This window comes from Geobacillus zalihae (assembly GCF_030414215.1).
Classification (GTDB): Bacteria; Bacillota; Bacilli; order Bacillales; family Anoxybacillaceae; genus Geobacillus; species Geobacillus zalihae.
Map to the genome: position 1 here is coordinate 543,923 of NZ_CP129217.1, position 13,612 is coordinate 557,534.

Genomic DNA, 13,612 nt, shown 5'->3' on the forward strand with positions numbered 1-13,612 from the left:
TGTGCAGGAGGTGTAACCTGGGCGCTTCATCCGCGCTCGGAGACGAATTGGATATAGCCAGTTTGCTGTTGGTGGCGTTTCTCATCGCTTGCACCGCCTTTTTTGTCGCTTCTGAATTTGCGATCGTCAAGGTGCGCAGCTCGCGCATCGATCAGCTTGTCAATGAAGGGAATCGACGGGCGGTCGCGGCGAAAAAAGTGATTTCGAATTTGGACGGCTATTTATCGGCGAACCAGCTCGGCATTACGCTCACCTCGCTTGGCCTTGGCTGGCTCGGGGAGCCGACGGTGGCGCGGATGTTGCTGCCGCTGTTTGAACGCCTCCATTTATCGGAATCCGTCTCCCACTTTTTAGCGTTTATCATTTCGTTTTCGCTCATCACCTTTTTGCATGTCGTCGTCGGTGAATTAGCGCCGAAGACGTTTGCCATTCATAAGGCGGAAGCGATTACGCTGTTTACGGCTCAGCCGCTCATCTGGTTTTACAAAATCATGTATCCGTTCATTTGGACGCTCAACAACTCTGCGCGGCTCGTGACGCGCCTGTTTGGCCTCAGGCCGGTGGCGGAGCATGAAATCGCCCACTCTGAGGAGGAGTTGCGCCTCATTTTATCCGAAAGCTACAAAAGCGGGGAGATCAATCAGTCAGAGTACCGCTATGTCAATAACATTTTTCGTTTTGACGACCGCATAGCGAAAGAAATTATGGTGCCGCGCAAAGAAATTGTGGCGCTCGATATTAACAAAAGCGTCAAGGAAAACTTGGACATCATTCGCGAAGAAAAGTATACGCGCTATCCGGTCATTGACGGCGATAAAGACCATGTGCTTGGACTCATCAACGTGAAAGAGGTGTTTACGGACTTTATTGCCAATCCGTCCAACGAAAAGCAGATGAAAGACTATATCCGCCCGATCATTCAAGTGATTGAATCGATCGCCATTCACGATTTGTTGGTCAAAATGCAAAAAGAACGCATCCATATGGCGATTTTGGTCGATGAATACGGCGGCACGTCTGGACTGGTTACAGTCGAGGACATTTTGGAAGAAATCGTTGGCGAAATCCAAGATGAGTTTGATATTGATGAAATGCCGCTGATTCAAAAAATGGACGATCGATTGATCTTGGATGGCAAAGTGTTGATCAGCGAAGTGAATGACTTGCTTGGGCTGGACATTGACGATGATGACGTCGATACGATCGGCGGCTGGATTTTAACGAAGCATTATGATATCAAACCAGGCGAGAGTGTCGAAATCGATGGCTACTTGTTTACGGTGAAGGAAATGGATGGCCATCATGTGAAATCGCTGGAAGTGGCAAAAAAAGAGCCGAGCAAAGAGGAGGAGGCGGCAGGCGCCGAAGAGGAGGAGTTGCGTTTGTAAGGCAGACGGGGGCGTCTGCCTTTTCTCGTTTCGGCCGAGAAATCCCCTCCTCCATTGAAGGACGGCGGAGTAGATCAATTGTAAATGCGCGAAAGGTCGGTGGGAAAATCGCTTGTTGGCGCGAGACAAATGACCTCTTCGTTTGTAAACGGATGGCGGAACGTTAGCTTAGCGGCATGAAGCGCATGGCGATGAAACACTGGTTTGCCGCCATAAAGCACATCGCCGACGAGCGGATGGCCGAGATGGGCCAAATGGACGCGGATTTGGTGCGTCCGTCCAGTCTCGAGAGAAAGCTCAACAAGCGATGTTGACGGGAATGTTTTGATGACGCGATAGTGTGTCACCGCTTTTGCCCCCGTCTTCGAGACGCGCCGGCGCGTTGGATGGTGGCGGTCGCGGCCGATTGGCGCGGAAATGGTTCCTGATTTCGGGGACAAACGACCGTGAACAAGGGCGACGTACGTCCGCTTGATGGCACGGTGGGCGAGCATCCGATCGAGCGTCGCACCGGCAAGCGGGTGTTTGGCAAATAAAATCGCTCCCGACGTGTCGCGGTCAAGTCGGTGAATGTGGCGCACTTTTGTTAAAATTGCCTGCGACTGCAAATAAAACGCGACCGCATTGGCAAGCGTGCCGGTTTGCCCCGGTTCGGACGGATGAATGTCGATGCCGGCTTCTTTGTTCAAGACGAGCAGATGGTCGTCCTCCCATAAAATCGAAAGCTCCCGATATTCTGGAACGATGAACGACGGCTCGGGCTCATATGCGTAAAGCTGAAGCCGGTCGCGTTCGTTGAGCACCGTCTTCCAGGGAACAGCCTGGCCGTTCAGTTTGACGCCGTGTTCCATCCGCCAACGGTGGGCGAGCTTTTTCGAGGCGGCCCATACGTCTTTCAGGAGCTGTTCAATCGTCAAACCGCTCCACCAGCTAGGGATGATGCATTCCAGCCAATCGCCTTTTCTTGTCCACAAAGGTTGTCACACTCCCAATTGTTTGTTAGCTGTGGAAACACTTTCTACCCCTATCCTTGCGCGAGATATGGTACACTCATAGTATCGTCTTCATGATGGAGAACGCAAGCATTGCGGCGAGAAAAGGTGGTATGGACGTTGAAAATGATGTATGCAGCGACTCCGGAACAAGAGCATTACATGCAGTATTTGCTCAACTACTTTTATACCGATGTGTTCCCGTATTACTTCGATGACGAACAAATCCGTCAATTTGAGGAGTGGGGCATTCTTTCGTTAGATCACGAACATGTGGCATATAATGGAACAATGAAGGAGGCTTTCCAAATCATTTCGGCGCTGCAGTCGCTCATTACCGTCATCGAATATATGGGGGAACATGGAGAGTGCGACCAATATGAATGGCTGTTTGCCCGCAACCAAAAAATTTTGGCTCGTCATGGCATCACCTTTCCATTTCGGGCCAAGCAGTTTCTCCATAAGCGGGCGATGCCGTGCAGCATGTATGTTCCCGCTGTGAACCAGTGGGTGATGTAGGGCAAGGGGCTGCGTCTTGTAAAAGGCGCAGCTCCTTATTTTTTTGGCATTGGCAGTGAGGCAAACCATCGGCGAAACGTTTTTTCATCATGGTATCCTTCGATGCGTTTTGCCTCTTTGCCGTTTTCATAATGGACAATGGTCGGGGTTGCTTCAATATGGTATATGTCCCAACCGTCTTCAAATTCGAGCAAGTTGAACAGCTTTAAATCGATGCCAAGCTCCTTTGCTAGCGGCACGACGATCGGCGTTGTCCGGTGGCAGTGCGGGCATGTCGGGCTGTAAAAGTAAACGGTGAGCGTCTTGCCGTCAGCCAGCTGCTGTTTCAACTCCGCGGGCAAAATAATGTTGCGGTAGTTCGGGTCGTCAAGTTGGGCGACAGTGGCTGGGTTCAGCTCGCTTTTATGGTAAGGGTTGTTGCTTGCGGCTTCTTTTTGTTCGTACATCGTAATAAACGCGATCGCAGCGAACAGGACGACAATGATGCCGCCAAATGCGAGCAGTTTTTTCAACGTTCGCTCTCCTTTCTTTGCTGGCGCATGACGGTCCAACTTAACAAAATAATGATCATAAAGGCAGTGAACGCCAAAAATGGAATGGTGATAAATCCAAGCCAGTTTATATATTGCCCTGTGCACGGAATGCGGCCGCAGCTGATGGCGTATTCTTGAAGCAGCGGAATTTTTTGCAATCCATAATGATACAGAGAAATACCCCCGCCAATCAATGACAGTGTGAAGCTATAGCGAGCTGCCGCAGCGTCTTTGCGCACGATGGCGATTCCTAAAATGATGACTTGCGGATACATAAAAATGCGTTGAAACCAGCACAGGTCGCACGGAATGTACCCAAGCACCTCCGAAAAATAAAGGCTTCCGAGGGTGGCGATGAGCGCGGTCGCCCATGCGGCCAAAAGCAAGTGTTCCGCGCGTTTTTCTTGTTCCATCCTTCTCCCCTTCTTCCGTTGCAGACACCGTTGCCCGATCTTACACTGTTCAGCTCCATTATAAGGGATGGAAAACGGAACGTCCATTCATAACCGGCAAAGGGCAGGAAAGAAAACAACATTTTCTATCTATATCGCTCGACAAACGAGCCATACTAATCGGTGAAAGGGGAGGATCACATTGACGAACAACAGCGGAAACAAAGTGCAGGACATTATGACGAAAAACGTCGCAACGATTTCGCCGAACCAAACGGTGCAAGAAGCAGCGCAAATCATGAGCCAAAAAAATATTGGGGCGCTTCCGGTTGTGGAAAACGGGCAAGTCAAAGGGATGATTACGGACCGCGATATTACGTTGCGCGTCTCGTCCCAAGGAAAAGACCCGTCGACCGTCAAAGTAGCGGAGGTCATGACGAACCAAGTCGTCACCGGTACGCCGAATATGAGCGTACAGGAAGCCGCGAATGTCATGGCCCAACATCAAGTTCGCCGTTTGCCGATCGTGGAAAACAACCAGCTTCAAGGCATTGTCGCTTTAGGCGATATTGCGACGAACAGCGCATCAAACGAAGCGGCTGAACAGGCGTTGACGAGCATTTCCGAACCGTCGCAGCCGCAAGGGTAATGGGGGAAAAGGATGCCCACATTTTTTCCAGGGCATCCTTTTTCTTTTGGCAGGTATATTGTATGATGGGAGCGAATACATAAACAGGGAAAATGAAAATCAAGGGGGAACAGCGATGGAGTGGAGACAAAAATACGAACAATGGCTGCGTGAGCCGCAGCTCGATCCGGAATTGAAGCGGTTGTTGGAACAACGCCGCCATGATGAACGATGGCTGGAGGATTGCTTTTACAAAAATCTCGAATTCGGCACCGGCGGCATGCGCGGCGAGATTGGCCCGGGGACGAACCGAATGAACATGTATACGGTGCGAAAAGCGTCGGAAGGATTGGCGCGATACATACAATCGTTTGGCGATGAGGCGAAGCAACGCGGGGTCGTCATTGCCTATGACTCCCGGCATAAGTCGCCGGAATTTGCGATGGAGGCGGCGAAAACGTTGGCGACGAACGGCATTCAAACATACGTGTTTGATGAATTGCGTCCAACGCCGGAACTGTCGTTTGCTGTTCGCTATTTGCGGGCGTTTGCCGGCATTGTCATCACCGCTAGCCATAATCCGCCCGAATATAACGGCTATAAAGTGTATGGAGAGGACGGGGGACAGCTGCCGCCTGCTGTCGCCGACCAAGTGATCCGCTATGTCAATGAAGTCGAAAATGAGCTCGCCATTCATGTGGAAGATGAGAAAACGTTAAGAGAAAAAGGCCTTATTCGCATCATCGGAAGCGAAGTCGATGATGCTTATATCCATGCGGTCAAAACGATTTCCATCCATCCGGAGCTCGCTCGGGAAACGGCGATCCATATCGTGTTTACGCCGCTTCACGGCACGTCAAACAAACCGGTGCGCCGCGCGCTCGCTGAGCTCGGCTACCAAAACGTCTTTGTCGTCAAAGAGCAGGAGTTGCCGGATCCGAATTTCTCGACGGTCGCCTCGCCCAATCCGGAAGAACACGCGGCCTTCGCCATGGCGATGGAGTTGGGCAAGCAAGTGAACGCTGATCTGTTGATCGCCACCGACCCGGATGCCGACCGGCTGGGCGTGGCGGTGAAAAATGACAAGGGAAACTATGTCGTGCTGACCGGCAATCAAACCGGCGGCTTGTTGCTCCACTATTTGCTGTCGCAACGAAAAGCTCAAGGCACTCTGCCGGAAAATGGTGTTGTCTTAAAAACGATCGTGACGTCTGAATTGGGTCGGGCGATCGCCCAATCGTTTGGTCTTGAGACGGTGGATACGTTGACCGGTTTCAAATTCATCGGTGAAAAAATAAAGGAATACGAGCAAACAGGGCAATATGTGTTCCAGTTCGGATATGAGGAAAGCTATGGGTATTTGATCGGCGATTTTGTCCGTGACAAAGATGCCGTGCAGGCGGCTGTCCTCGCGGCGGAAGTGTGTGCGTTTTATAAAAAGCAAGGGCTATCGTTGTATGAGGCGCTCTTGCAATTGTTTGACCAGTACGGCTATTACCGCGAGGGACAACGATCGCTCACGCTGAAAGGCAAAGAAGGAGCAGAGGCGATTGCCGCGATTTTAGCGTCGTTCCGCCAACAGCCGCCGGTGGAGGCCGCGGGGAAAAAGGTGACGGTGATTGAGGATTACAAAACGAAAGAGCGGACGAACACGTTGACCGGCGAAAAAACGGCCATTAATTTGCCGACATCCAATGTGCTCAAGTATATCTTGGAGGATGGCTCGTGGTTTTGTCTGCGTCCATCAGGGACGGAGCCGAAAATGAAGGCGTACTTCGGCGTCAAAGGGACGTCGCTGGGGGACAGCGAAGAAAGACTAGCGCGCTTAACAGAAGCCGTCATGCAACGCGTAAAGGATGTGCTTAGCACCGTTTCGCCTTCTTATGCGCAATGATCAGCACAATCTGCGGGGAATTGGCATCGGCCAATTCCCCGTTCGTTTTACGAGTAAAACTGCGCGTACTGCTCGACTCCCATTTTTTGTTCGCTCACTTCAAGCGCATGGTCAATATAGCGAAGCAAGGCGTGCAACCGCTCCTGGATGACGGAGTAGTCATGTTCAAAATTATAAGCGTGGAGAAACTTTTCAATTTTTTTCGACAGAATATCATCAGGCGTACGCACCATTAAAATGAGCAAATTGTCCCATTCGGAGCGATGCGTGTAATAGAGCGCCTTATCATAGTCGACGGTGTTCAAGCGGCATGCCTCCTTTATCAAGAAGGAGTCATTGTTAGTGTATGACGGCGGGGCGTTTTGTTGCCCTGTAAATGTTGCGACAGAAGGCAAAATATAAATTATAACCGAAATGAAAACGAAAAAGGAAAAATAAATGTTGCAATTTTGTGACAAGGATAGTATCCTCAAAATAAGGGGATGATGAGAATGAACAAACGGCACGAAGGGCAAGAAATCATCAACATGTGCAAATGGATGGCGTCAGTGGGATTGATTGTCGGAGTTGTACTGTTTTTGCTTAGTTTTATCGCAAGCGCTTACAACAAAGACTATTTCTTGACGATCATCAGTCTCAGCATTATCGGGGCCTCGATGTTTATGTTCGGATTCGGCCTGTTTATGGGTCTGCTGACGGAAACGTACCATCGCGGCCCGCGCGAGAACGTATAGCGCGCATAGAGAATGAAAAACACCGGAGATTAGCCCGGTGTTTTTCGCTTTTGCTGGATGTACCAATAGAAGATGGCGAAACCAAGAGCGACCAAAAAGACTGGAAATAAGAATGGACGGTAGGCATGGATGTACTGCTTGACGGCCATCCAGCGGCTTTCAAAATAGGCGCCGATCGTCAAAAAGACAGCGACCCACACCATCGCCCCGCTGTAGGCGAACAAAGCAAACTTTCTCCAACGGTAGGCGTTCATGCCGGCCCAAAAGGCGGCGAGATGCCGAACGCCGGGGATGAAATAGCAAATGAACAATACCGCTGGGCCGAGCTTCGAAAAAAGCGCTTTCGTTTGCTCGAGCCGCTTCTCCGTAAGATGAAGCTTCGGACCAAATTTATGCAAAAACGGCAGCCCGAGCGTAATCCCGAGCATATAGCTGAGCGAGATGCCAATGATGGCTCCAAGCCAGCAGGAAAGAAAAGCGAGCGGATACGAAAACGCCCCCGTTGAAACGCGGTAACCGGCATATGTCAACAGCAGCTCGTCGGGGATCGGCAGCCCGACGATGCCGAGCATCAGCGCAACCATAATGCCGATGTAGCCAAAATGTTCAATGAAATGATGCCAATATTGATGCAAACGATCACCACGCTTTATGGAAATATGTCGTGTACAACACAAATTATAACGGACGGCAGGCAGAAATGGAAAGCATGGGCAATGATTCAACGTATCAAAATTTCTTTTCCCTCATACATTGTGATAAGAGGAAAAAGGGGGGAGATGGATGCGGAAGGGCGAGCTGAAAGAGCTGGAACGGGCCATTGCCGAAATTACCGAAATTGCGGAAGGATTTGGCCTTGATTTTTATCCGATGCGTTATGAAATTTGTCCGGCGGACATTCTTTATACGTTTGGCGCCTACGGAATGCCGACGCGATTTTCCCATTGGAGCTTTGGGAAACAGTTTTACAAAATGAAGCTTCATTATGATTTAGGGTTAAGCAAAATTTACGAGCTCGTCATCAATTCGGACCCTTGCTACGCGTTTTTGCTCGATACGAATACGCTCATCCAAAATAAGCTGATCGTCGCCCATGTGTTGGCTCACAGCGACTTTTTCAAAAACAACGTCCGCTTCAGCAACACGAAGCGCGATATGGTGGAAAGCATGGCGGCGACAGCGGAGCGGATCAAGCATTATGAACATCAATACGGAAAATTGGAAGTGGAAAAATTTTTGGATGCCGTCTTGGCCATTCAGGAGCATATCGATCCCTCGCTCCTGCGGCCGAAGCTGTCATGGACGTGGGAAGATACGGAAGTGTACGAAGAGGAGGAGCCTCCGAAAACATCGACGCCGTACGACGATTTATGGTCGCTTGACGAGCGGAACAAACTGAAAACGCCGCCGCGAAAAAAACGGCGCAAGTTTCCTCCGCAACCGGAAAAAGATGTGCTATTGTTCATTGAAGAATACAGCCGCGAACTGGAGGATTGGCAACGCGACATTTTAACGATGATGCGCGAGGAAATGCTTTATTTTTGGCCGCAGCTGGAGACGAAAATCATGAACGAAGGCTGGGCGACGTATTGGCATCAGCGCATTTTGCGCGAGATGGATTTGACGAGCGATGAGGCGATTGAATTTGCGAAACTGAACGCCAACGTCGTGCAACCGTCGCGCACCGGCATCAATCCGTATTATTTAGGACTGAAAATTTTTGAAGACATTGAAGAGCGGTGGAACAACCCGACTGAGGAGATGAAAAAATACGGCGTCAAGCCGGGGTCGGGGAGGGCGAAAATTTTTGAAGTGCGCGAACTGGAATCCGACATTTCGTTTTTGCGCAACTATTTGACGAAAGAGCTCGTCATGCGCGAAGATATGTATTTGTTCCAAAAACAGGGAAAAGAATATAAAATCGTCGACAAAAACTGGGAGCATATCCGCGACCAACTCGTCAGCATGCGGGTCAACGGCGGGTTTCCGTATATCACGGTCAATGACGGCGACTACATGCGCAATGGGGAGCTGTATTTAAAACATTGGTATGAAGGGATCGAACTCGATCTGAAGTATTTGGAAAAAGTATTGCCCTACATTTATCAGTTGTGGGGCCGTCCGGTCCATATGGAGACGGTTGTTGAAGAGAAGCCGATGTTGTTTACGTATGACGGGAAGACGGTGCATCGGAAGTATTTGTGATCACGAACGGCAGGGGCATCCTGCTTTTTTTGTTTGTCACGGCAGATATGTGAAAAATGTCACAAATTATTCGAATTTGCGATGGATAAGAGCGGGAAGTTTATGGGATAATAAACACAACTGGTTTGTGATGTTTATCACAATTATGTCATGTAGGACTTTACGGAGGGGAATGAACGTGTGGAAACGGCAAGAAACGTGGCTCATATGGATTAGTTTTTTGGCGGCGGCCGCCGTGTTCGTTTCGTTGATGGGACGGCTGTTTTCACAGGGGGGATGAAATATGCGCGAGTATGATTCAGTGTGGCTCAGCCGCGTGCTGACAGAGTTGACGCTGACGTTTCACATCATTTACGCCACGATCGGCGTTGGGATTCCGCTTATGATCGCCATTGCCCAGTGGATTGGGATTCGGAAACATGATATGCATTATATTTTGCTTGCCCGTCGTTGGACGCGCGGCTTTGTCATCACGGTGGCGGTCGGGGTTGTGACCGGAACGGCGATCGGCTTGCAGCTGTCGCTTTTATGGCCGAACTTTATGCAGCTGGCTGGCCAAGTGATCAGCTTGCCGCTGTTTATGGAGACGTTCGCCTTCTTTTTTGAAGCCATTTTTCTCGGCATTTATCTGTATACATGGGACCGGTTTGAAAACCAGAAAAAACATTTGCTGTTGCTCATTCCGGTGGCGATCGGCTCTTCGGCTTCGGCCATGTTTATTACGATGGTGAACGCCTTTATGAACACGCCGCAAGGGTTTGAGTTGAAAAACGGCGAGCTTATCAACATCGACCCGATCGCCGCAATGTTCAATCCGGCCATGCCGACAAAAGTCGCCCACGTGCTGGCGACGGCGTATATGACGTCGGCGTTCGTGCTCGCTTCGATCGCGGCGTGGCATTTATGGAAGGGCAACCGACACGTGTACCATCGCAAGGCGCTTCATTTGACGATGAAAACGGCGCTCATTTTTTCCGTAGCGAGCGCTCTTGTCGGCGACTTGTCAGGCAAGTTTTTGACCGAATACCAGCCGGAAAAGCTGGCGGCGGCCGAATGGCATTTTGAAACGAGCTCCCACGCGCCGCTCTTGTTATTTGGCACGCTGACGGAGGATGGGGAAGTGAAGTATGCCATTGAAATTCCATATGCGTTAAGCATTTTGGCGCACAACCACCCGGGGGCGGTCGTGACGGGGCTGAACGACATTCCGAAAGATGAGCGCCCGCCGCTTTATATCCACTATTTGTTTGATGCCATGGTGACGATTGGCGTGTTTTTAATGATTTTATCGGCTGCTTATTGGCTTGGATCGATTTTTCGTTGGAAATGGACAGCGAAAAACTGGTTTTTTGGATTGTTGACCGCAGGGGGGCCGTTGTCGATGATCGCGATTGAAACCGGATGGTACTTGGCGGAAGTCGGCAGGCAGCCATGGATTTTGCGCGGTTATATGAAAACGGCCGAGGCCGCAACATCGTCTGCCCATGTCGATGTGATGCTTGTGTTGTTTTGTGCGTTATACCTCGTATTAGGAATCGCAAGCGTGATCGTCCTTGTCCGTTTGTTTCGCCAAAACCCGATTGAGCGGGAGCTGGCGGAGCGCGGGGAGGTGGCGCCATGACGCTCGAAGTGGTCGGGATTTCGGTGCTATGGCTGTTTTTGTTCGGCTACATTATCGTGGCTTCAATCGACTTCGGAGCTGGGTTTTTCAGCGCCTACAGCCATTGGGCGAACAAACAACATATTTTGCATCGCATCATCCAGCGCTATCTGTCGCCAGTATGGGAAGTGACAAACGTCTTTCTCGTCTTTTTCTTTGTCGGAATCGTCGGCTTTTTCCCGAAAACGGCGTATTATTATGGCTCGGTGTTGCTTGTTCCGGCCAGCATTTCGATTGTTTTGCTCGCCATTCGCGGCTCGTACTATGCGTTTCACACCTACGGAGGGACGGAGCGGAACTGGTATTTGCTCGTTTACGGATTGACAGGCTTGTTGATTCCTGCCTCGCTGTCGATCGTTTTGACGATTTCGGAAGGCGGATTTGTTGAAAAAAACGGCCATGCATTGGCGCTTGATTACGGTGCGTTGGTTGCCAGCCCGCTGTCGTGGAGCGTCGTGTTACTGAGCGTTACAAGCGTCCTTTACATTTCCGCCGTGTTTTTGACGTATTATGCGAACGCGGCCGGGGATGAGCGGGCGCGGGAGCTGCTGCGCCGCTATGCCCTTCTTTGGAGCGGGCCGACGATGTTGTCGGCGCTGCTCATTATTTACCAGCTGCGCTACCATAATCCGGAGCATTACGCCAACTTATGGAAGATGGCATGGATGTTGGCTGTTTCATTTTTGTTTTTTGCCGCTACCGTGTATTGGCTTTGGAAAAAGCAACGGTTCGGCCGGGCGTTTATCGCACTGGTGTGTCAATACGCGTTTGCATTTTATGCGTACGGTATTTCGCATTATCCGTATTTGCTTTACCCGCACTTGACGATTTACGATGGGTTCACCAATGAAACGATGGCGGTGGCGTTAATTGCGGCGTTTATCGCGGGGCTGTTGCTGCTCATCCCGTCTTTGTATTTGTTGATGCGCCTCTTTTTGTTCAATAAAGCGTACGTCAAAGGGAAATGGGAAGGAGGGAAAGGATGATGCAAACGTTTTTGATCATGTATGCGCCGCTGATGATTGTTGCCCTTTCCGTCGTTGCCGCCTTTTGGGCCGGATTGAAAGATGCACGGATCAATGACTGAACGCGATGGAGACAAGGATGCATAGTTTGCCGCCAATCGCTCACACTAGCGGATGACAACGAATCAAGGAAGGGTGGGCGATCATGAAAGAAGTGCTGCAACGTGTAAAAGAACAATTGGAGCAGGCATTTGAAGAGCCGCGTTCGACGAGCCTTGACGGGGCGCTCCATGAGCTTGAACAATTGAAGGCGAGCTCTGGGGAGAAGAAACAAATGATTGAAGACGTCATTCGCGCCGTCACCCATGCGCGCAATGCACGAATGGAGCTGGCCGAGGCTGGAGATGAATCGGCGACGAACGCCTTCGCTGAGGCGTATCGGGCGCTGGATCAAGCGATTGAATCGTACAGCGGCGTCGATAACGACCCGGTGTAAGACGGATGGGGGCCCCCTCGGCCTTCATCTGTCGGAAATACGCGGAAGGCGGATGGATTGCAAGCGTTTGGCTGACGTGTTATACTGATTGGCAGCCAAGTAAATACAGGGAATGTTTTCTAGGGTTCCGCAGCTGCCAGACGGCTGGCCTGTGACCGAGAGAAAACGCGCGGCGCGGCTCGCGTACACGGAGGGACAAAAGCCCGGGAGGAGCATCGTTTCGATCGTTCTCGCGGCTTTTTTATTTTCGCTAAAAAAGGAGGACGGGGCATGGCGTGGGTTTGTTTAATAGTTGCTGGTTTGTTCGAAGTTGTATGGGCGATCGCGCTGAAATATACGAACGGGTTTGCCCGCTTTTGGCCTTCTGTTGTGACGATTGCGGGGATGGCGGCGAGCTTTTACTTTTTATCACTGGCGATAAAAACGTTGCCGATCGGCACCGCCTATGCGGTGTGGACGGGAATCGGAGCGCTCGGGGCGGCCTTGGTCGGCATGTTGTTTTTAAACGAGCCGGTCAACGCGCCGCGGGTGACGTTTTTGCTTTGCATTCTTGTCGGAGTCATTGGTTTGAAGTTTACGGCGGGGCAATAAATTGGATTCATTTCTTGTCAAGAAAAAGAGTTGACAACAGGTATAAATATTGAATATCATGGAAATATAAAAACGAATATAGTTTCTTTATGTTAAAGGGGAGTAGCTTTAACAGCAAAGTCGTCAGTTCAGGGCGCACGCCCTCGGCTTTGTTGGCAACGGCGACGTTGTTAGCGAGACCTTTACCGATGTGGGTAAAGGTCTCTTTTACTTATGAAGGCCTTTACCAAGGATGGTAAAGGCCTTCTTTCATGTCATGAAACAAAAGGGGGGAAGATAATCGTAAAAGAAGATAGGTTCGGCTTCAAAAAGAACAAAAAGCGGAGGGGATGACATGCGCAAATGGTGGAAACGGCTTCGCTTCATCGTCCATGTCCGGCGTTTTCTACCGTTTTTGTTCGAATTTTTCGTTTCTCATGAAGTGCCAATGCGAAAAAAATTGTTTTCCGTCGGTTTGCTGCTTTTGTATATAGCGCTGCCGCTTGACCTCATTCCAGATTGGCTTGCGTTGTTTGGTTTGATCGATGATTTGACCGTCTTCCTATTTATTTTGCAACAAGTCATTAAGATGGCTCCAGTTTCATTAAAAGAAAAATATAACTTATAAAGGAGGAT

The 13,612-nt window shown here is 50.2% G+C and carries 17 protein-coding genes and 1 riboswitch; of the genes, 12 read left to right on the forward strand and 5 right to left on the reverse strand.

The features are described 5' to 3' along the window. The first annotated feature begins 47 nt into the window (after positions 1-47). Positions 48-1,388, forward strand: coding sequence for a hemolysin family protein (locus tag QWV57_RS02805; RefSeq protein WP_129447438.1), 1,341 nt, complete (start codon positions 48-50; stop codon positions 1,386-1,388). A gap of 74 nt (positions 1,389-1,462) precedes the next feature. On the opposite strand, the gene QWV57_RS02810 is transcribed toward QWV57_RS02805, so the two are convergent. Beyond that, positions 1,463-2,362: an RluA family pseudouridine synthase gene (locus QWV57_RS02810; protein WP_013146286.1), complete on the reverse strand. Its 900-nt coding sequence runs from the start codon at positions 2,360-2,362 to the stop codon at positions 1,463-1,465. A 138-nt stretch (positions 2,363-2,500) separates the two neighbouring features. On the opposite strand from QWV57_RS02810, the gene QWV57_RS02815 reads away from it, so the two are divergent. Next, positions 2,501-2,899, forward strand: coding sequence for a YhcU family protein (locus QWV57_RS02815; RefSeq protein WP_033005141.1), 399 nt, complete (start codon positions 2,501-2,503; stop codon positions 2,897-2,899). Positions 2,900-2,934: 35 nt separating this feature from the next. Here QWV57_RS02815 and QWV57_RS02820 read toward each other — a convergent pair whose 3' ends face one another. Together QWV57_RS02820 and QWV57_RS02825 are read right to left on the reverse strand one after the other, a co-directional pair. Further along, positions 2,935-3,411, reverse strand: a complete 477-nt coding sequence (locus tag QWV57_RS02820) for a thioredoxin family protein (RefSeq protein ID WP_033005137.1) — start codon at positions 3,409-3,411, stop codon at positions 2,935-2,937. Further along, positions 3,408-3,845, reverse strand: a complete 438-nt coding sequence (locus QWV57_RS02825) for a disulfide formation protein C (protein WP_013523012.1) — start codon at positions 3,843-3,845, stop codon at positions 3,408-3,410. The genes QWV57_RS02820 and QWV57_RS02825 overlap by 4 nt, the downstream gene beginning before the upstream one ends. Before the next feature lie 181 nt (positions 3,846-4,026). Between QWV57_RS02825 and QWV57_RS02830 the strand changes: the two genes are divergently transcribed. Together QWV57_RS02830 and QWV57_RS02835 are read left to right on the forward strand one after the other, a co-directional pair. Beyond that, positions 4,027-4,473 (forward strand): CBS domain-containing protein, encoded by a 447-nt coding sequence (locus QWV57_RS02830; RefSeq protein WP_013146282.1) that lies wholly within the window; start codon positions 4,027-4,029, stop codon positions 4,471-4,473. 115 nt (positions 4,474-4,588) lie between these two features. Then, positions 4,589-6,346, forward strand: a complete 1,758-nt coding sequence (locus tag QWV57_RS02835) for a phospho-sugar mutase (RefSeq protein ID WP_015373995.1) — start codon at positions 4,589-4,591, stop codon at positions 6,344-6,346. A 47-nt stretch (positions 6,347-6,393) separates the two neighbouring features. Here QWV57_RS02835 and QWV57_RS02840 read toward each other — a convergent pair whose 3' ends face one another. Continuing rightward, a complete protein-coding gene (locus QWV57_RS02840; RefSeq protein ID WP_013146280.1) occupies positions 6,394-6,651 on the reverse strand; it encodes a YhdB family protein in 258 nt (85 codons plus the stop codon). A 180-nt stretch (positions 6,652-6,831) separates the two neighbouring features. Here QWV57_RS02840 and QWV57_RS02845 point away from each other — a divergent pair, with 180 nt between their 5' ends. Beyond that, positions 6,832-7,080 (forward strand): hypothetical protein, encoded by a 249-nt coding sequence (locus QWV57_RS02845; protein ID WP_060788772.1) that lies wholly within the window; start codon positions 6,832-6,834, stop codon positions 7,078-7,080. Positions 7,081-7,109: 29 nt separating this feature from the next. Here QWV57_RS02845 and QWV57_RS02850 read toward each other — a convergent pair whose 3' ends face one another. Continuing rightward, the gene (locus tag QWV57_RS02850) at positions 7,110-7,715 is read right to left on the reverse strand and encodes a DedA family protein (protein ID WP_013523015.1); all 606 of its coding nucleotides are present in this window, start codon (positions 7,713-7,715) and stop codon (positions 7,110-7,112) included. Positions 7,716-7,863: 148 nt separating this feature from the next. Between QWV57_RS02850 and QWV57_RS02855 the strand changes: the two genes are divergently transcribed. From QWV57_RS02855 to QWV57_RS02880, 7 genes are all read left to right on the forward strand, one after another. Next, positions 7,864-9,285 carry a SpoVR family protein gene (locus QWV57_RS02855; protein WP_013146276.1) on the forward strand — a complete coding sequence of 474 codons (1,422 nt, stop codon included), beginning with the start codon at positions 7,864-7,866 and terminating at the stop codon, positions 9,283-9,285. A gap of 283 nt (positions 9,286-9,568) precedes the next feature. Next, on the forward strand, positions 9,569-10,906 hold the full coding sequence (locus tag QWV57_RS02860; protein WP_301100433.1) for a cytochrome ubiquinol oxidase subunit I: 1,338 nt from the start codon (positions 9,569-9,571) through the stop codon (positions 10,904-10,906). Then, the gene (locus tag QWV57_RS02865) at positions 10,903-11,931 is read left to right on the forward strand and encodes a cytochrome d ubiquinol oxidase subunit II (RefSeq protein WP_081133096.1); all 1,029 of its coding nucleotides are present in this window, start codon (positions 10,903-10,905) and stop codon (positions 11,929-11,931) included. Before QWV57_RS02860 ends, QWV57_RS02865 begins: the two co-directional genes overlap by 4 nt. Then, positions 11,931-12,032: a cytochrome bd oxidase small subunit CydS family protein gene (cydS, locus tag QWV57_RS17985; protein ID WP_396231578.1), complete on the forward strand. Its 102-nt coding sequence runs from the start codon at positions 11,931-11,933 to the stop codon at positions 12,030-12,032. The genes QWV57_RS02865 and cydS overlap by 1 nt, the downstream gene beginning before the upstream one ends. 83 nt (positions 12,033-12,115) lie before the next feature. After that, the gene (locus QWV57_RS02870; protein WP_081133095.1) at positions 12,116-12,406 is read left to right on the forward strand and encodes a hypothetical protein; all 291 of its coding nucleotides are present in this window, start codon (positions 12,116-12,118) and stop codon (positions 12,404-12,406) included. Between the two features lie 108 nt (positions 12,407-12,514). Next, positions 12,515-12,618: riboswitch (guanidine-I (ykkC/yxkD leader) on the forward strand. A gap of 58 nt (positions 12,619-12,676) precedes the next feature. Next, positions 12,677-12,997 carry a DMT family transporter gene (locus QWV57_RS02875; RefSeq protein WP_013523018.1) on the forward strand — a complete coding sequence of 107 codons (321 nt, stop codon included), beginning with the start codon at positions 12,677-12,679 and terminating at the stop codon, positions 12,995-12,997. Between the two features lie 334 nt (positions 12,998-13,331). Continuing rightward, on the forward strand, positions 13,332-13,604 hold the full coding sequence (locus QWV57_RS02880; RefSeq protein ID WP_013146272.1) for a YkvA family protein: 273 nt from the start codon (positions 13,332-13,334) through the stop codon (positions 13,602-13,604). Positions 13,605-13,612 lie beyond the last annotated feature (8 nt).